The organism is Stieleria neptunia (genome assembly GCF_007754155.1).
GTDB classification, from domain to species: Bacteria; Planctomycetota; Planctomycetia; order Pirellulales; family Pirellulaceae; genus Stieleria; species Stieleria neptunia.
Map to the genome: position 1 here is coordinate 1869829 of NZ_CP037423.1, position 19572 is coordinate 1889400.

General features: G+C 59.6%; 8 protein-coding genes. 6 read left to right on the forward strand and 2 right to left on the reverse strand.

The genetic code is table 11. The features are described from left to right. Positions 1-326: 326 nt before the first annotated feature. The 6 genes from Enr13x_RS06570 (at position 327) to Enr13x_RS06595 (ending at position 13084) form a co-directional block, all read left to right on the forward strand. Positions 327-1100 carry a hypothetical protein gene (locus Enr13x_RS06570; protein WP_145385268.1) on the forward strand — a complete coding sequence of 258 codons (774 nt, stop codon included), beginning with the start codon at positions 327-329 and terminating at the stop codon, positions 1098-1100. A 345-nt stretch (positions 1101-1445) separates the two neighbouring features. Beyond that, positions 1446-1643 carry a hypothetical protein gene (locus Enr13x_RS06575; RefSeq protein ID WP_145385269.1) on the forward strand — a complete coding sequence of 66 codons (198 nt, stop codon included), beginning with the start codon at positions 1446-1448 and terminating at the stop codon, positions 1641-1643. Positions 1644-2022: 379 nt separating this feature from the next. Beyond that, complete coding sequence (locus Enr13x_RS06580; RefSeq protein WP_145385270.1) at positions 2023-3306, forward strand: DUF1559 domain-containing protein; 1284 nt, start codon at positions 2023-2025, stop codon at positions 3304-3306. Positions 3307-3517: 211 nt separating this feature from the next. Further along, on the forward strand, positions 3518-6493 hold the full coding sequence (locus Enr13x_RS06585) for an FG-GAP-like repeat-containing protein (protein WP_145385271.1): 2976 nt from the start codon (positions 3518-3520) through the stop codon (positions 6491-6493). 611 nt (positions 6494-7104) lie between these two features. After that, positions 7105-10020 carry an FG-GAP-like repeat-containing protein gene (locus tag Enr13x_RS06590; RefSeq protein WP_197455842.1) on the forward strand — a complete coding sequence of 972 codons (2916 nt, stop codon included), beginning with the start codon at positions 7105-7107 and terminating at the stop codon, positions 10018-10020. Positions 10021-10030: 10 nt separating this feature from the next. Continuing rightward, entirely contained in the window at positions 10031-13084 is a 3054-nt protein-coding gene (locus tag Enr13x_RS06595; protein WP_145385273.1) for an FG-GAP-like repeat-containing protein, read from the forward strand. 262 nt (positions 13085-13346) lie between these two features. Here Enr13x_RS06595 and Enr13x_RS06600 read toward each other — a convergent pair whose 3' ends face one another. Together Enr13x_RS06600 and Enr13x_RS06605 are read right to left on the reverse strand one after the other, a co-directional pair. Next, positions 13347-16415: an FG-GAP-like repeat-containing protein gene (locus tag Enr13x_RS06600; protein WP_145385274.1), complete on the reverse strand. Its 3069-nt coding sequence runs from the start codon at positions 16413-16415 to the stop codon at positions 13347-13349. 207 nt (positions 16416-16622) lie between these two features. After that, the gene (locus tag Enr13x_RS06605) at positions 16623-19526 is read right to left on the reverse strand and encodes a response regulator (RefSeq protein ID WP_145385275.1); all 2904 of its coding nucleotides are present in this window, start codon (positions 19524-19526) and stop codon (positions 16623-16625) included. Positions 19527-19572 lie beyond the last annotated feature (46 nt).

The window sequence follows — 19572 nt, forward strand, 5'->3', positions numbered from 1 at the left end:
CAAATCCAGCAGCGGAAGCCCCATGCCACTTACTTTGACGCCAATCACGGTGTTGTTGTTAGCGGCAGGGCGCGAGCCCTCCGCAACGCAGACCGATTGGACCGGTCGTGCCGATTGCTGCCCCACCAGCGAGACTGGCCGAAGACGAAAATCGACGTCCGGCAACACGTGCGGCTGGTTTCCGACGGAAACTTGCAAACCCGTTCGATCGCCGTCTCCCCATTGGCACGGGACGTTGTCCCGATTGGCACGGACGTCAATCGATGTTCCCCGCAACCGCAGTGTTTTCGTACCACGATGGCAGCGCACCAGACGACCACCGTTTCATGAACTCTCACGCACTCCCACGGCCACTCTCACGGCGACGCTTTGCGTTCTGGATCGGTTTCGGACTCGTTTCCCTGGGCAAACGCACCCGCGTTGCTGCGCTCGACGATCCGGCCTCCGCCGCGATGTCGGTCGCCGATCTCGACCCCCGCGATCGATTGATGATTCAAGCCAATCGGGGCAAGCCGCTCGCCGAACACTGGTCGATCGCGCGGAACGCATCCTGGCGTTGGTATGAACGCGAAAACCTCGTCCGTGGAGTCTGGAAAACCACCGGCGTGACCCTCCCCATTGATCGCGAAACGGGGCAACCCTACGACGGGCAAACCGGGTACCTGGACGAAAACCTGGTGCCCGACGTGGTCTTGATCCCGGCCGATCGCAAACGTTTGAAACGCCCCTTGGTTCCGATCGATTCCTGGCAAGACCGACGGTTCACGACCTTGCCGTCGCTGGCCGATCTGGTCTTTGAAATCCGAGACCCGGAGACGATGCCGGTGGAATTCGGCGACCGCTCACAAAGAGACGCCGGGCGCTCCAGCGACGAGCGGCGCGGTCGGCACGGCCGACCGCCGAGTGAGTGGCTGCGTAGTTTGACGACCCGGGAAATCCGAATCTGGCTCGCGAAGGTCGAGATCCAAGAAGCGCTCGTCAGCGGCATGTCCTTTCGAACGCACCTGACCCGCGACCATTTGTTTGATCCCGGCAGGATCAGGGGACTGAGCGAAGCGGAACTGGCCGAGCTTCATGGCGCCGCCCACGCCGGGTTCTAGTGGCCTGTCGATTGAGTCGGTGTTCCGAGATCAGCGTGCCATTCGGGGCACGCACCGTAAGTTCAAAAGTTGACGGACCACCAATGGTGCGGCGAAGGAGCAGTCTTTTCCGCCGAGCCAGATCTGCGCAATGGCCAGGGGCCCAGGGGAAGCCCCTCTTTTGGGCGTGGTTTTGTGGGTCAAAATCCCTTTACGGGGCGATAATGGCGTCTTAGACTGAGCAGCGAACCTTTGTGCACGGTTACACTGTGCCGTGCTCACGGCGACGCATTTTGTTCGTCATTGCGCGTTGCCGTTTTTTTTACTAGCCATTCATCGGCCGTCCGTTTTCCTGAGGGAATCAAAATGAAGAAGTTATTTGTCCTTGTTGCGTTGATCGGTTTGTGCGTTCCCACGTTCGCGGGTTGCGGATCCGGCTCCCCGACCGTGATTGAACCGGTGGCTGAAGACGACGGCGCACTGGCTGCCGAGCAGCAACGTCAATACGAAGAACAAATGCGTAGTGGCGGATCGTCCAGGGCAACCGCTCCACGAAGCAAGTAGTCGTCCGAATGCGACGGGATGATTGGACGCCATTCTCCCCGCCCCTGGCAAAAGCTTCAGGGCCCGCCATGTGCTTGAGGAGAATTTGACGCACGATGATTCGCAAGCTTGGATCGGTCGCAAACGACCTGCTCCGCCGGCCTGCTGCATTGCCACGAAACGCTTTGGTTTTGCCAGAGAACTTGAACTGCATGCAACATTCTCGCACCCCGAAAGAGCTAGTGTGATGTCACCGCCCTCGCTGTTTTTTAGCGAATTACGGCGAATTGCATTCCGTTTCTTTCGTATTCCCTTCCGAAACTTGGGTAAGCTAATGCTCCTTAAGCGTTCTTAGTGTTATCCGTTTCATCCCTATTCTCTCATCTCTTGGAGACCGTAGATGGTTCATCGGAAATCGTTGACGAGTGGTTTCACGCTTGTGGAATTGCTGGTCGTCATTGCCATTATTGGTATTCTCGTGGGCTTGCTGCTTCCGGCAGTCCAAGCGGCTCGCGAAGCCGCACGTCGTATGAGCTGCAGTAACAATTTCAAGCAAATCGGCTTGGCACTGCAGAACTACCACTCCGCTTACAAGCAAAACCCCGTCAACAACGGCGGAACCGGGCTTGGGCACAATTCAAGTGGAGCACGAGTCGGCTCCTGGTGGGAAGGCTCGGTGACCACCAACAACGAAGAATTGAGTGCGATGGTCGGTCTGACTCCGTTCATGGAGCAGCAACCGATCTGGGACCAGATCACCAACGGTGGATCTGCGACCACGGACGGTTCGACCCCGAACACGCCGACCGGTCTGTGGACTCCGATGGGTCCCAACCCACGGCATGACCGCGGTGACCAAACCGACCGATTCATCCCTTGGGCGACAGAGATCCCCATGCTTCGCTGCCCCAGCGACCCCGGTACCGGTCGCCCCGGACGCGGACGGACCAACTACGCCGCTTGCGTCGGTGACTCGTTCAGCCAGGTTTGGGACAACGGCCCCAAAGAAGGCAACTTGGCTCCGCCGCCAGATGATTGGCGCCCGATCTGGTTTAGTGCCGTCGATCGCGGTTACTTCTCGCGCAAGAAGGCGACCAAGTTCCGTGACGTTTTGGACGGATTGTCCAACACCATCGCGATGGCCGAAATCGTGACCGACTTGGGTGACGGCGACAAACGTGGTGCACTGTCGATCAACAACGGTGGCTGGAACGTTGAGAAGAACCCCTCGTTCTGCATCGACGGCAACCAGCTGCAACCCGACGAGCCGATGTTTTGGTGTGACGATGCGACGCTGTGCACGACACCGCCGAATATCGCCGAAAACACCAACGGTCGTGGCATGAACTGGGCATGGGCCTCGATGGGGATGACAATGGTCAACACCATTCGACCGCCGAACTCGGAAGTCTGCTTCAACGGCTGGCACGACAACGTCGGTTCCGCTCCGCCGAGTAGCCGCCACCAAGGCGGTGCCCACATCCTGATGGGTGACGGTGCGGTGATCTTCATGACCGATTCGGTCGAATCCGGTGACCAACGCTCGCCGACCAACGGTGCTTGGGACTCGCCCCAAGCCCCCGGTGCGCTTTACAAGACCGGTAAGAAAAGCGTCTATGGTCTGTGGGGATCTCTCGGAAGCCGGGCTTCCAAGGAAACCATCGAAGAACAGTTGAACCAGTAGTGTCGTAGAACGATTCTGCTGAACAAGACACCTCGTCCGTGTAGTCCGCGGGCGAGGTTTTTTTGTTTGGGTTTGTCACCTACGATAAAAAGTGGCGTAAGCTTCCAGCTTGCGTCAAGGAGAACGCAAGCTGGAAGCTTACGCCACGTTGAAACTCCGTCGCCCATTGGTCGTTTGGCCGCAAACGGCACCCCCAACTCATTTTCCAATCGTGTGCAAGCGGATTATTGCTTCGATCTTCACCCTCGCGGTGACCTTGCTGCTGGTGGGTTGCCGGCGCGATTCCAATCCAGACGCCAACCGCGACGTGGATCAGGCATCCGCCGCTGCGGACAGTGCCGCAGACCTGCAATCTGCATTACAGGACGCGCGTGCGTTGGCCGAAAGCGGTGACCACGACGCTGCCGCCCAAGCGCTGTATGCGGTGATGATTCGTCACGGCGACAACGACGATGCCAAGGCACTCACCGCCCAGGTCGAGGCGGCACGGGGCAACCTGGAAACCGCCGTCGAGATCGCTCGTTCGGTCGACGCCGGCTCGTCCGTCTGGCCCGCCGTCATCGACCTGCGTTATCAGGTTCTGGCCAAGTTGGGACGCCCATCCGAAGCCGCCGACACGCTGCTGCAAGCGCTCCAGACCAAGCAGGACCAACCGCGCTGGCGCCACGAAGCCTGGCGGCTGTTGAACTTCGTCGGACGCCGCCAGGAAGCTTGCGATCAAGCCCTGACGCTGTGCCGCCTGGGCTTGGCCAGTGAACCTGAATTATTCTCGTTGATCGGCCGCCGCCTGGCTTTTCCGACACCCGATCTGATGAAGGTCCTGCTGGGCAAAGGACAACTACCGGAAAACCAATTCGCGCCGGGACTGGGAAAAGCCCGATGGTACTTTAGCCTGCAACAGCATGACCGCGCCCTCGAGCAGCTCGCCGACCAAAGCCGCGACGGTTTTGAAAGTGCCGCCGCCCAAGCGTTCTACGGACGGCTGTTGGCCGAGACCCAGCAATGGGAGGCGTTCCAGCAATGGCATGGCCGCCTTGCGCCGGATGCCAAACAGTTCAGCGATTATTGGTCCGCCCTGGGGGTCTTTTTAATCGACAGCCGCGCCCACGAAGCCGCCGCCGCCGCGCTGCTGGAATCCATCACCCGCGATCCGACCGACCGGGTTTGTTATCAGCGTCTGGCGAAAGTCTTGGCGGCACTCGATCGGCACGAAGACAGTGCGCAATTTCGAAATCGCGGCGTGGAGATCGCACAAACCGAACGTTTGGCAAAGGAGGTGGGCGAGGCTTCGGCAAACAAGGACAAACGAACGCAGTTGGCGCGTTACCTGATGGAACTGGGACGCCCCTTTGAAACGCTCGGCTGGACGTCGACCCTCTTGCCCGCCACCGCAATCGGGCCTCGACAAATGGTTTCCCAACAGCGCGCCCAGCTGCTACAAGACCCGTCGGTGGCCGACATGACGATCGAGGTTTCGTTGCTGGGGCTCGCCCCGGCGGATTTCGAATTACAGTCCCAGCTCGAACAACTCTTGGTCCGTGCTCCATCGGAACAACCTCGGACGTCGGCTCCGCCACGCCAGGTCGCGGCCACACCGCGTCTGGTCAATCGGGCCGGCGAGTTGGGACTGAAATTTCAATGGTACAAGGACGTGGAAATCGACCTGACCATCATTCCCATCCATGAATCACTCGGCGGCGGGATCGCGGTGCTGGATTACGACCTGGATGGTCGGCCCGACATTTACCTGGCTCAAGGATCAGGTGACCCGCCGACCGATCAATGCACTCGTTCCAGTGAACTGTACCGTCACGAGGTCTCGGCGTTTACCAATCAGACCGCCGCCGCTCATGCGGAAGACTTCCACTACTCCTCCGGGCTGGCCGCCGGTGACGTCAATCAAGACGGCTTTCCCGATCTGTTCCTGGGCAGCCTGGGACACAACCGTTTGCTGATCAACAATGGTGATGGAACCTTTCGGGAGCAGACGTCCCAGCTGGGGACGTTCGCCGATCGCTTCACCGCATCGGTCGCCATCGCGGATCTCAACGGCGATCGACTGCCGGACCTGTTCGAATCCAATTACATCGAAATGGAAGACGGATTCGCGCTGCCCAAAAAGGGACCGGATGGCAAATGGATTTCACCTACTCCGCTGTCGCACTATCCCGACGCCGATCGCTGGTTCGAAAACTTGGGCAACGGTGAATTTCGTCTCCATGAGATCACCCGCTCGATCGCCAGTCCTGGCACCTCGCTGGGGCTCGTCGTGACCGATTTTCAATCCGATGGAAACAACGAGGTGTTTGTCGGTATCGACGTGCGGCCGAATCATTTGTTGGTTCAAAATGGCGAGAACTCGTTCGTCAACGTGGCCGACACCAACGGGCTGGCCAACGGATTCAGCGGTGCGGCCAACGGTTGCATGGGGATCGCGACGGGTGACTTCAATCGTGACGGCAGACTCGATCTGCAGATCGCCAACTACTCGCTCGAACCGGCCAACCTGTATCTGCAAAACGAATCGGGAGATTTCACCGACTATAGCGTTCGCTACGGACTCGCCGCGGCCACCAATCCCTACGTGGGATTCGGGACCAAGGCCGTCGACTTTGATCGAAACGGCTTCCTGGATTTCATCGTCACCAACGGACACATCTTTGACGTCCGAGACCAGGGGGAACCGTACCAGATGGCACCGCAAGTGCTAATGTCCGATGGCCGCGGTTTGACTCTCGCCGACGTCGAAGACGAATCCGGTTACTGGGACCAGACGTACCTGGGCCGGACGATCGCCATGCTGGACTACGATCGCGACGGCGCGACCGATTTCCTGGTCGGACATCTCGACCAGCCGCTCGCGCTGCTGCATGACGAAACACGTGCCGACGGCGAGTGGATTCAAGTCGAACTGATCGGGACGACCAGCGAACGCGATGCCATCGGCGCGAAACTCGTGTTGACGGTCGATGACACCCAGTCGGTCGAATGGGTGACCGCCGGAGACGGTTATTTTTGCAGCGACGAACCCGTTGTCCAATTCGCATTTCCCGAGACACAACCGGCCCCGAATGTCCGTCTGCAAGTGCAGTGGCCGTCGGGGTTGGTGCAAGACGTCGGCGCGATCGAGGCGAATCATCGGTACCTGGTTGTTGAGGACCAACCAGAAGTGGAACGGCGGTGGTGAGAACTCTGTGCAGGTCCTTTGGCCGACACGGTCCACGCAACGGTCCTCCGTGTTAAACTTGATACTGCATTCACTGCCAGTAGCGGAATCGATGTATGCGGCCTATGAAGCCCGGAGGACGTCAATTGTATTACTGCAAGACGATGGCACCCTTCTCCCCCACAAATCGCCAACAAGCTTGCTTGTCGATTTGTGGGGGAGAAGGGCTGGGGATGAGGGGGCTGGGAATCGATATTGCAGCTCACATCGCTCGTCGTAGAGCAGACGCCTGTGAAGTATCACTCGATACCATTACGGTCCAGATGCGTTGCCCCTCACCCCCAGCCCCTCTCCCCAAAAAACGCTCGACGCTTCGCGACTTCGGCGTTTTTTGGGGAGTGGGGAGCCAGTGTAATTGTTAGAGATCCTTGAACCGGTCATGCGAATGGCTTGGTGATCGACATGGAAAACATTGGAGTCGGCAACTCCGAATCAACTGCTCCTGGGGCGAGCCCGGCTTCATGAACTCCACACACACCATCGTTCCTCCAATCACAGCGCCACTGCGTGCTCTATGGTCTGCATGGCTGCTGGGCTTGCTCATCCTTGGATGCGGACCGGCCCCTGAGCCAGTGCAAGAACCGGCGTCGCGTGAAGCACCGACCGTTGAGCCTGCGAAGTCAGCGGAGCCACCCGCCGCACCGTCTCGCGAACAACAACTCGAACAAGCCGATCAACTGACCGAAGCGGGACAGCTTGACGAGGCCACCATCGTCTTGAAGCGTCTGCTGGTCGCCGACCCGAGTGATGTGGAAGTCATCTTTCGATTGGCACTCACCAAGGCGAACGGTGGCGACCTGCCGGCGGCGATCGAGTTTCTTGAATCGATTCCCGAAGATCACCCCGAGGCCGGTTTACCGGCACTCGGCCAGGCGGCGGATTGGTCGTTCCAAATCGGGCAGTACGCCGATGCCGAACGCAAGTATTCTCGGTTGCTCGATTTTGTCCCCGACGCCGGTCGGGCACATCGCCAACTCGCCTACCTGTTCAACCGCCAAGGACGTCGTCACGAAGCAGCGGTGCACGTCCGGCAGCTGTGCAGATTGGGAGATTTCCGGCAAGACGAATTGCATTCGTTGATCGTGTTGAGCGACGCAATGGCTTCCGAGGATGGCGGCAAGGACGACGGATCGATCCGCTATGAACCGATTGGAGTATCCGGCACGGCACGCGTCCTGTTTACCAAACAACGCTTCGCCGAGGCCGCGGCGTTGTTGCGTGATAGCGTCGCCGAAAACACCGCCCCGCCCTCGGTCGTGGCATTGTATGGTCGCTCACTCGCCGAGGCCCAAGACGATGACGGCTTTCGGCAATGGGTCCGCCAAACGGACGATTCGGTGCGTGACTTTTCCGAGTACTGGGCCGCATGGACCGCCTACCTGGCCGGCCAACAACAGCCCCGCGCCGCCGTTCGAGCCGCACTGGAAGCACTCGATCGCGATCCCACGGACTTTTTAACGATCAACCGCTTGCTGCACATGCTCAAGATCCTCGGCGATGCCGATGGTTACGCAAAGTGGGAACAACGCTGGAAAGCGTTGCACCAGGTGTTGACGGCAAACAATTCGATTTCCAATGCCCAGACACCGAATGTCGATGCGATCGACGAACTGGCGTCACAGTTGTTCGCGATCGATCGCAAGCTGGAAGCGGTTGCCTGGAAATCCCTGGAAGCCTACTACCGAAGCCTGCCCGCCGAAGTGATGGAGCATTGGAATACCCAGCGCCAACAATTGGTCTCCGCCGACGATGGCTTTCCCGGTCGTCAGACGCGATTGTGTGGGATGGAACTCGGGGCCTATCCGCTTCCCGACATCGAGGTCGCGGTCCGTTCCCCGGCCGCGCAACCTCCAAAGCCATCCCCCCTCAAGTCCGCACCGCATCCCGCCGCCTTTCGCAATGTCGCCGCGGAGATCGGATTAACCCATGCCTACGCAGTGGCTCGCGATCCCCGAGCCGACGGATTTGCGATGTACCAACAAGCCGGCGGTGGCATCGCCGTCCTGGATTATGATTTGGATGGAGCGGCGGATCTTTATTGTGCCCAAGGTGCCGCCGATCCACCCGAGTTTCTCGCCGATCGCTCCGACGTTCTTTATCGCCAGATCGACGGACAGCTCGATGATGTGACCGCCGACGCCGCTGTCACGGAACGCCGATACACGATCGGATGCACCGCCGGAGATTGGAACCAAGACGGATTTGCGGACATCATCGCCACCAACATCGGCGCCAACGTGCTGCTGATCAACAACGGGGATGGAACCTTTTCGACATCACCGCTCGCCGGCAGCGACGATCTGCAGCGGATGCCGGCTTCGGTCGCGATGGCGGACCTGGATGGGGACCAGCTTCCCGACATCATGGAACTCAATTACATCCAAGATCCCGAGATCGGACGGCTGCCCCAACGCGATGCATCCGGCGATGTCGTCGATGCGGTCGGTCCGGGGGATTTCGCATCGGCAATGGATCGCATCGGCACGAACGATGGACAAGGGACGGCGGTGTTTCAAGCGATCAGTCAACGGGCAAGCGACGCGCACAAGGGACTCGGCGTCGTGATCGCAGATTTTGACGGCCAACCCGGCAACGACGTCTTCGTCGGCAACGACAAATCGCCGAACCAAATGTGGGTCCGCGATCAAAGCACGGGCCATTGGTCAGACCTTGCGGTCGTCAACGGCAGCGCCTATTCCTCAGCCGGTGCCGCGACGGCCAGCATGGGAATCGCCGCGAGCGATTTTGACAGAAACGGAACGTTGGATCTTCATATCGCCAACTTTCAAAACGAAAGCGTCTGCCTGTACTTCAACCAAGACGGTTCGTTCCGCGATCGGGCCATCGAATATGGGCTTGGCGTTCCCAGTCGGTCTGTCCTGGGATTCGGTTCCCAACCCTTGGATTATGACAACGACGGACTGCCGGATCTGGCGGTCAGCAACGGACACATCGACCGATACCAATCGATGGTCGGTCCCTTTGAGCAACTTCCGCAACTGTTCGGCAATTTGGCGGGACGTTTCCAGCGAGTCGATGTCGACGATCCGTCCGGCTATTGGGACACCGGGCATCTCGGACGCACTCTGGCGACGCTCGATTTCAATCGCGACGGAAAGAACGACCTGGTGATTTCCCACGTCGGTGAAACCACGGCGTTGCTGCTGAACGAAACCGCGACGCAACATCACTGGCTGCAACTGCGATTGGTCGGCGTCGAAAGCGAACGTGATGCGATCGGGGCCAAAATCACAATCCAAGTGGCGAATCGGCAATTGACCGGCTGGGTGATCGGCGGCGATGGATACCTTGCCAAGAACGAAGCCGTCGTGTCCTTCGGCCTGGGAGATGCCAATTCGGTCGATCAGATCCAGGTCCAGTGGCCCAGCGGTATTCGCCAGCAATTCGGTCCGACCGCGGCCGACCGGCGAATTCTGTTGATCGAGAACCAACCGGATCTCGATTGGCCCGGAAACGAAATCCATTGAGCGTGAACAAGTGACTGACCGAACGATCCACCTGACGTTTTTGATTGCGATTGCACTGGCACTCTCGATCGGATGTCGGCACAGCGAGACTCCCGAGGATGCCGTCACGGCTGACGCACAAAACGGGCCTCCGCTGCCGACTCTGCCCTCGGACGGCGTTACCACCGCTGAGCCACAAGCGGTTGCAACCGCCGATCCACCACCGCAGGTCAAAATGGATCGCGCCGGCGTGATCGCCAAGGCCGAGCGATTGGAACAACAAGGTGACTGGCGCGGTGCCGAGTCTGCACTGCGGTCGTTGCTGTTGGTCGACCCCAACGATCATGAAGTCCTGTTCCGCATGGCACACCTTGCGGCCGGACGCGGTGATCTGGCCGATGCCATCGACGTATTGAAAACCATTCCCGCTGATCACCCCGACGCCGGACTGCCGGCACTCGGGCAGGCCGCCGACTGGTCGTTTCAATTGGGACGCTACCAGGACGCAGAACGGGGCTACCTCAAGATTCTGGAACAGGTCCCCCAAGCCGCCCAAGCACATCGCAAGCTGGCCTTCCTTTACAACCGCCAAGGAAGGCGTCATGAAGCCGTCGCGCATGTTCGCCAACTGTGCCGACAAGGCAACGTGCGTCAGGATGAATTGCACTCGCTGATTCAGCCCAGCGATGCGATGTACGATTCTCCCTCGGAGCCCCCCGTCGCTGCCGACCAACAGCTGTATCATCCGATCGGCGTCTCCGGTGAAGCGAGAAAACTGTTCATGGACGAAAATTTCCGAGCGGCCGTCGACGTGTTACACGACTCGGTCGATGCCGATCAGCAGCCGCCCTCGATCGTCGCGTTCTACGGCCGCGCCGCCGCCGAGGCACAGGACGATGTGCGTTTCCATTGGTGGCTCGGCAAAGTCGATGCCCGCACGAAACAGTTCTCCGAATATTGGGCCGCCATCGGGACCTATTGGTGGACCCAACGCAAGCCGGAACAGGCCGCCCGCGCCCTGCTGGAAGCGCTCGATCGCGACCCCACGGATTTCAGGTCGATCGTTCGTTTGCGGGCCGCGCTGGAAGCGCTCGGACGCAGCGATGATGCCGAACAGTGGTCCGAGCGTTGGAAGGCGTTGCGCAACGTGTCCCAGGAAAACAACCGGATCGCCGACGCACCACAGCCCGCTGTCGCATCCATGATCAAACTTGCCAAATTGCTGGAGTCACTTGATCGTCGACTCGAAAGTGTTTTGTGGAAGTCATTGGCAGCCCACTATCAACGCGCCCCCCGAAACGTCCTGCAAATGCTTCAAACCGAACTCGTGCAGGTGGTCAATTCCGAGCAGGGGTTTCCCGAGACGGCGACCAGACTGTGCGGGATGCGCCTCGATGAATTCCCGCTGCCCGCGATGAATCTCGCACGATCCAACATTCCGACCCCGTCTGGCCACTCGGCCCCCGCACCCGACGATTCGGTGGAGCCCACGTTTGAGAACGTCGCCGGTGACGTCGGCCTGAAGCATGCGTTTCACGTCGCGAGTGCCAGCCAGGACCGCGGTTTTTCGGTGTATCAATCCGTCGGTGGTGCCGTCGCGGTCATCGATTACGACTTGGACGGCCAGACGGACCTCTACTTCACCCAGGGCGGCGCGGACCCGCCGATGTATATCGGTCGCGAAAGCAACGTCTTGTATCGTCAGTCGGAAGGGCAACTCGTGGACGTCACGGAACACGCCGGCGCCAAACAGAATCGTTATTCCACCGGTGTCACCGTCGGCGACTGGAACCAAGACGGGTTCGCGGATCTGGTGGTCGTAAACGTCGGTCAAAATTCGCTTTGGATCAACTCCGGCGATGGCACTTTCCGAGTGGTCAACTTTGACGACCGTGACGACAAAACGATCCTCACGACTTCATTGGCGATGGCGGATCTGAACGGCGACGCCGTGCCCGACGTGTTCGAGTTGAACTATCTGCACGACCCCGCCTTCAGCAAACGCCCCGCAGTCAACGAGCTTGGCCAAGTCGTCGGCTATCTTAAGCCGGCAGAGTTCAATCCGGGCACCGATCGATGGATCACGAACGATGGCAAGGGACAAGCGTCGTTCCGGCTCGTCGGTGATCCCGAATCCGCAGCGGCCTCCGGGCTGGGCGTGATCGTCGGCGATTTTGATGATCGCCATCCGGGGAACGAAGTCTTTGTCGGCAATGACACCGACCCCAACCAATTGTGGGTCCGCGGAAACGGGGCGGGCGAGAATCGATGGAGTGACGTCGCGATGTCTCGTGGCTGTGCCTTCGGATTCGACGGTGTGCCGACCGCGTCGATGGGGGTGGCCGCGGGAGACTTCGACCAAAACGGTGCCCTCGATTTTCACGTGACGAATTTCCAGGACGAAAACGTCAGCCTGTTTCTGAATCAGGACGGCATGTTTCAAGACCGCAACGTCGGATTCGGACTGGCCGGCCCCAGTTCTTCGGTGCTCGGATTCGGAACCCAAGCCATCGACTACAACAATGATGGTACCCTTGATCTGGTCGTGACCAACGGCCATATCGAACAGTCCGCCGCCATTCCCGATCCCTTCGAACAGCCCCCACAATTGTTTCGAAACCTCGGTAACCGATTCGAGCTTTGCGACGTGTCCGATCCCTCGGGCTACTGGAGCGGTCGACACGTGGGACGCGGATTGGCACGCCTGGATTTCAACCGCGACGGAAACATCGACGTTGCGGTCACGCATCTCGGTGAGACATCGGCCCTGCTGATCAATCGCACCGAGACGCAAAACCATTGGATTCAAATTCAACTGGTCGGCACGCGTAGCGAACGCGATGCGATCGGCGCCAAAGTGGACGTGCAAGTCGGAGACCGCAGTCTGTCACAATGGGTCGTCGCCGGAGACGGATTCTTTTGCCGAAACGAAGCGGTCGTGGCGTTCGGTCTCGGCAACCGTCAACAAGTCGACCAGCTCTCGATCCGCTGGCCGAGTGGACGGCGTCAGCAACTCAACAATCTTGCCGCCGATCGCCGCCTGTTGATCGTCGAAGGCGATCCGGATCCGTTTGAACTTTGGTGAGTGTACGGCACGACCGGAGGGCTCGCGCCCTGCCGCTACGATCGAGAAGCGACTTACCCGAAAATGGCTCCCCTCTCCCCCAATTCCTGACTCGCTTAGGCTCGCCAGGAATCGGGGGAGAGGGGAGCCAGGATGATTCGTGTTCCCTTCTCGATTTAGCGGTATTGGGCTTGCGCCCCGCCGCTACCATCCATGTATTGTTGTTAGCGAACTGTCCGGTGCCGGCTCGACCGGCGCGCTTGCGCCCTCGCATCACGACACCTCACGGCCCGCCATACTCATCCAACGAAAACGCTTCACCCAGCCCCTGTGTGATCAGATACACCTGATCGGCCGGCAACGCTGCGATCCGGTCGACGGATCCATCCGGCCAGGTCACCGACAGATCCGTCACCCGATCCGCCTCGGCAAGACCCGCGATCAACGTTTTCTCGTTGCTGCAAAAGTACCCGTCGCCGGCGAGCGACCAGATCGTTCGTGAACGGCCGTTGCAGCGAAAACGGATCACCGCTCCCACCGCATCGCGATTGCTGTCTGTACCGACCAATCGGAATGCGATCCGATGATTTTGAGGTTCGGTTTCATTGATCAGCAGACGCACTTGCTCGTGCGTGTGCGTGACCATCACGTCGTTTCGGCCATCGCGGTTCACGTCGGTCGTCCACAGCGCTCGGCCGACGTGCGGTGTCCTAAAATACTCGCCCCAGGCGTTGTCTTCGACCAACTCGAATCGACCGGTCGCACCGCGGCGGAACAACTGCATCGGCAATTCGTACGGCGGAACATCCGGTCCGGAAAACTCGCCGATGTGCCCGTTGGTCACGATGATCTCGTCGATCCCGTCGTTGTCCATGTCAATCGCTTGGGTACCAAAGCCCACCAAGGAGAGCGTCGGTTCCACCAATCCGAGCTTCCCCGTTTCGTCTTTCCACATCCCCGGCGAGATCTGTTCGTAGAAAACGTTGTACTCGCGGGCGAATCCGGTGACGTAGAAATCAAGGTCGCCGTCCAAATCAAAATCGCTGCTGGCGATCCCCATCGACGCCTGGGCCCGCGTCACCGCGTCGACGGCGACACCGCGCGCCGAAGCGGTTTCGTCGAGTTTCATCGGTTCGCCGGGAGCACGGGTATAAAACGCGTTGCGAGACATGTCGTTGGCGACAAAGATCCCCAGGTTTTGACCATCGAGTGCGCCGGCAACAATCCCCAACCCGCGTCCGGGAGACGAACGATCGATCCACGTGTCCGTCACGTCTTCAAATTCGCCCGTCCCCGTTGCGACGAAAAACTGATCGTACTCGGCGGGGAAGGTGAGGGGATGACAGGGCCCCAAGACGCCTTCCTCATTGGGGCACGCCTTGTCCAAATTTTCGACCGTCTTGCAGTAGTTTGTCACCAGCAGGTCCGCAATCGAATCACCATTGATGTCGACCATCGCTGCGGACGTGGACCACGCGGGTGGTGTGTCGTCGTGAAGCAGTTCGGTGCAGTCGGTGAAGCTGCCGTCCCCGTCATTACGCAGCAAACGATTCGCCCCGAGGTTCGCAAAGAACAGGTCCGGAAAACCATCGCCGTTGAAGTCTCCGATCGCGACTCCTTGGCCAAAGCCACGGTCGGCTACACCCGCCAACGGACTGACGCGAACGAACCTGTCTCCAAGGTTTCGCATCAAATCGTTGGCGATCGAATCGTGCTCCAGCATCGTCCCCCCCGCGTTCATCATCATCAGGTCGGGATGACCATCCAAGTCGTAATCGATCGCGCCCCCGCCGACGCCCGTGGAACGAATCAACGCCGCCAGACGCGCGTTGGTCGGATTGTTGCCTTGGCCGACCGCATTCAAACCCCAACGATCCGATTGCTCCGACAAACGCAGATGATCGTGAGAAGGATTCGTCGCAATGACGGACGACCGCAGCTCGACTCCCGATGCAGATCCCAACTGCGGCGTCGGCAGGAACGCCAAATCAAGACGCCCCGATGCGGTCTGCGTGGAAACCCAATCCTGACTCTGACCGAGCCGGCGAACGATTTCATTTCGTAACGCTTCCAGGTCATCGCTGGGGTCTTCCGACAGGGTTGTCGCCACCGCGGACCAGGCTTCCGCTTCCCAGACACGACCGACGTCCAACAGCGAACGCGCCACCTGTGTCGCCCCCGTTTGGCTGACCGAACCACCGCCGCTGAATTCATTGAAACGCTCGCGAAGTGTCAGCAAGGCATCCGCATGGTCGGACACGATCGCCAACTGCTCCTTGGAAATCGCCTCACGAAACTCTGACTCGCCGGCACACAGACGCTGAATCGCGAATCGCAATTGATCCCACGCCACACTACTGCTCGAATCACGCCGCGTCGCTTCCCAGTACGCCCGAACCGCCGCTGCCGTTTCCCCGTTGTGCATCGCCGCGTCACCCAGGGTCAGCCAATAGCCGGCAAAATCGGGGCTCCGCGGCGGCGCGGTTTCGCTCCATCGTGGCAGCTGTTCCCAACGCCCCGCCAACACCAACGCTTGTCCGTACATCGCATGCGCCGGCGCGAACTCGGGATGATGCTGCAAAATATCCTCCAAGACTTTGATCGCCCGAGTCGCGTCGTGTCGATAAAGGAAGAGAAACGCGTCGGACAGACGCACGCGGCGATCGGTGGGATTGCGTTGCAACAATCGAGAAGCCGTGTTCTCCGAAAGACGTCGCGATGAGCGTTCGGTCGTCGCCAACAGCAGCGAAAGATCGAAAGCACGATTCTGGATCAACGCCTTCAGGTGCGGACCGATGCGATCGGTGCGCTGGACCTCGGCCAGAAATCCGACCAACATGCGACGCTGCCGGTTCGCGTCGGGATGCACCGCCAGCGATTGCTCCAGCAGATCGATCGCCGGATAGATCTCACCGACTTCGACCAGAGCCTGGACCGCCAAGTTCACACGCGAGTCTGGATAATAATCCGCCAGTCTGGCAGCTTCGACCAACAACTCCGCGGCGTCTCGTTTGCGGTCGCAATACGCATTGACCTTGGCCACCTGCGTGACCAAATCGGGATCGCTGGGGTCGGCGATCAACGCCGCTTTTGCGTGGCGATCGGCGAGTTGCCAATCCCCGGCTTGCATCGCCGATTCCATCAGCGTCCGTGGATCCTGTGTCTGTCCGGCCACTGCTGATGAGGATCCACCCGATGTCGGGGTGTCGTTCGGTTGGGACCTGTCGCAGCCGCCCGCCAGCACCCCACACAGCACGCCGACCAGGACTCCAGTTCGAAGTCGGTCGCGAAACGAACAAGACGGATTGGCGTCTGCCGGAGCGACGCGGGTGGAGAAAAGGTCCTGGATCACGCTTTGAACTTCGAGAGGAGACGGATGCCGACCTGACTGACGAGCGGAAAAGGCGACAGGTACGAATGGCACGGACACCAGTGTAGCGTGATCACTACTCCTGCCAGCAGAATGACGCACAAAAACGACCTCGTTGTCGCGGGTGGCTGGGGGTCACCAGCCGTGGCTTCGCCCGGTGCGACGGATCTGTTCCAGCAGTGCCGAACGTCAATGTTCCGCGTTTTGCTTGGAGAGCAGAATCAGAGCTGCGACCAGACGTCCGACTTCCTCGTCCACCTTGTCGACTTGGGCATTGAGATCGGCAAGGTCTGCCGATTCCGCGATGGTCTCCAGATGCAGGGCCGCTTCGACGACGTCGCTGGCGCCGAACACCGATGCGGCGCCTTTGAGCGAGTGGGCACCGCGGCGGATCGATTGAACATCGTGCGAATCGACCGCTTCGCGCATGGATTTCATCAGGCCCGTCGCTTCACCGATCAGAGTTTCGGCAAGGATTCGAAGGTGCGAATCGTTGCCGCGGCAACGCTGGCGTGCGGTTTCCATATCGATCGCGCTGAGCGTCTTCGCGGCAGCCGGATCGTTCATCAACTCGGTCAGCTCGGAAACATCACTCTCGCCGGGGGCCGGTTCAGCGTCGGGAGTCGCGTCCGGATTGGGGGTCGCGTTCGCGTTGTCAGCGTCCCGTGCGACAGCCACCGGAACATTGGAGGGGCCGATCGTCTGGTCGCTGACGCATTGTTCCATGAGGTCATAGAGCTTCTCGGGATCGATCGGCTTGGCGATATAGCCGTCCATTCCTGCTTCCAGGCAATGTTCTTCGTCACCTTTCATCGCGCCGGCCGTCATCGCGACGATCGGCGTGTGACGATCCAATTGGTGCTCCTTCTCGCGAATCAGCCGGGTTGCTTCGATCCCATTCATATTCGGCATTTGCACATCCATCAGCACGATGTCAAATCTCTGGTCATCGAGCGCCGCAACCGCTTCCACGCCGTCTTCGGCAACCAGCACTTCATGTCCGTGGTGCGACAACAGTCCGACCGCAACCTTTCGGTTGACCTCGCCATCCTCGGCCAGCAAAACCTTCAGCTTGCGATAGGCCTTGGGGGCGTCAACCTTCGAATTGGCGTGAGACGGATCGGAATGCCCGGTGGCCTTGAGGATGGTTTTCAAAAGGTCCGAGTGAACCGCGGGTTTTTGCATGTAGCGGGCCACACCGAGCCGCCGACATTGTTCGACGTCGCCCGCCTTAACGGCCGACGAGAGCATGATGATTTGGCAGTCGCTCAGTGCGACATCGTGCTCCTGTCGCACGCGTGTGGCAACTTCGAAACCGTCCATCGGGTGCATCGCGCAATCAACAATGGCAAGCGGATAGGGCCGGCCGTCCGCCGCGGCACGCTGCAGTTCCGTGATCGCTTCTTCGCCGCCGGCCGCGACGGTCACCGCGAGACCCCATTGGCGGAGCATCTCGTCCAGGATCGTGCGGCTGATCGCGTTGTCATCCACCACCAGCACCGGCACGCCGTGCAACGCCTCGGTGACGACCGCCGCGGGTTGCGGGTCGACCACGTCGAAGCGGCCGGTGAAATGGAATGTCGTTCCCGTGCCGACCTCGCTTTCGACCCAAATCCGACCGTTCATCAGCTCGACAAGCTGGCTCGAAATCGTCAGGCCCAGCCCGGTGCCGCCGAATCGCCTGTTCGTCGAAGCGTCGGCTTGGCGGAACGACTCGAAAACGGCTTGTTGTCGGTCGGGCGGAATACCGATACCGGTGTCGCGGACCGAAACCCGCAGATCGACCGAATCTTCACTGCTTGATTGAAGATTGACGTCCACTTCGACTTCGCCCTGTTCGGTAAACTTGATCGCGTTGCCCACCAGATTGACCACGATCTGTCCGAGTCGCCCTGCGTCACCGACAAGCATGTCGGGAATCTCGGGCGCGACATGACAGAGCATTTCCAGCCCCTTGCCCCCGGCACGGCAACCGAGCGTCTGGATCGTTTGCCCGATGCAATCGCGCAGACTGAAGGGATGATGTTCCAGATCGAGTTTTCCGGCTTCGATCTTGGAAAAATCGAGAATGTCGTTGAGCAGCCGCAGCAGCGAGTCGGCGGACTGTTTGACCATGTTCAAGTAGTCACGTTGTTCCGATGTCGGCGTGGTGTGAAGCAATAACTCCGTCATCCCGATGATCCCGTTCATTGGCGTGCGGATTTCATGACTCATGTTTGCCAGAAACTCGCTCTTGGCGTGGTTGGCTTGTTCCGCCATTTCCTTGGCAGCCTCGGCAACCTCCTTCGCCTCACGCACCTCCTGCTCGGCTTGATGCCGCTGGGTGACATCCCAAAACATGATCTGGATGCCACTGATGTTCCCGACGGCGTCGTAGACCGGTCCCTTGAAGGTCTCCATGTAAACCCGTTCGCCGTCGGCTTTCTCATGGGCTTCGACATGGTTGACCACCTTGCCCGTTTTGACGACACGGCGATCATCTTGGCGATACTTCTTTGCCAGGTCCTTGGGAAACAGATCGAAATCGGTCTTCCCGAGCAACTCATCCAACGGCTTGCCCATCGAATCGCAGTACAGCTGGTTGCCGAACACGACTTTGCCTTTCATGTCCTTGCGGACCACCTGCATCGGGATGCACTCGACCAGCGACGAATAGAGCGCTTCGGATTCGCGAATCGCACTGATGTCCGTGCCGATCCCGCCGATGAATTTTGGTTTGCGGTTGGCGTCGTGGACCACGCTGACTCGGTCGTGCAACCAGATCACCGAACCGTTGGGACGCACGATGCGATAGTCCTGTTCGATGTGCTTTTTTTCCAACAACTCGTCCAGATTCGCGACGACCGTCTCGCGGTCATCCGGGTGGATCGCGTCCAGCCAGTAATCGGGGTCGGCTGTCAGTTCCTTCAGCGGCCTGCCATAAACACGCTCGGCGACGCGGTTCACATACAGCAACTTGCCATCCATCGACGTACACCAGACCAGATGCCGAGCCGCGTTGATCAGCGTTCTGACAAGCTGATCTCTCGTAAATGGCTGGTCCTTGGCCGTGTGTAGCGACCCGAGATCCATGTAGGAGGTTCGAATATCCACCGCGTCTCGCTCCGACGTCGAAGAGTGTCCTGCGGAAGCACTGTTC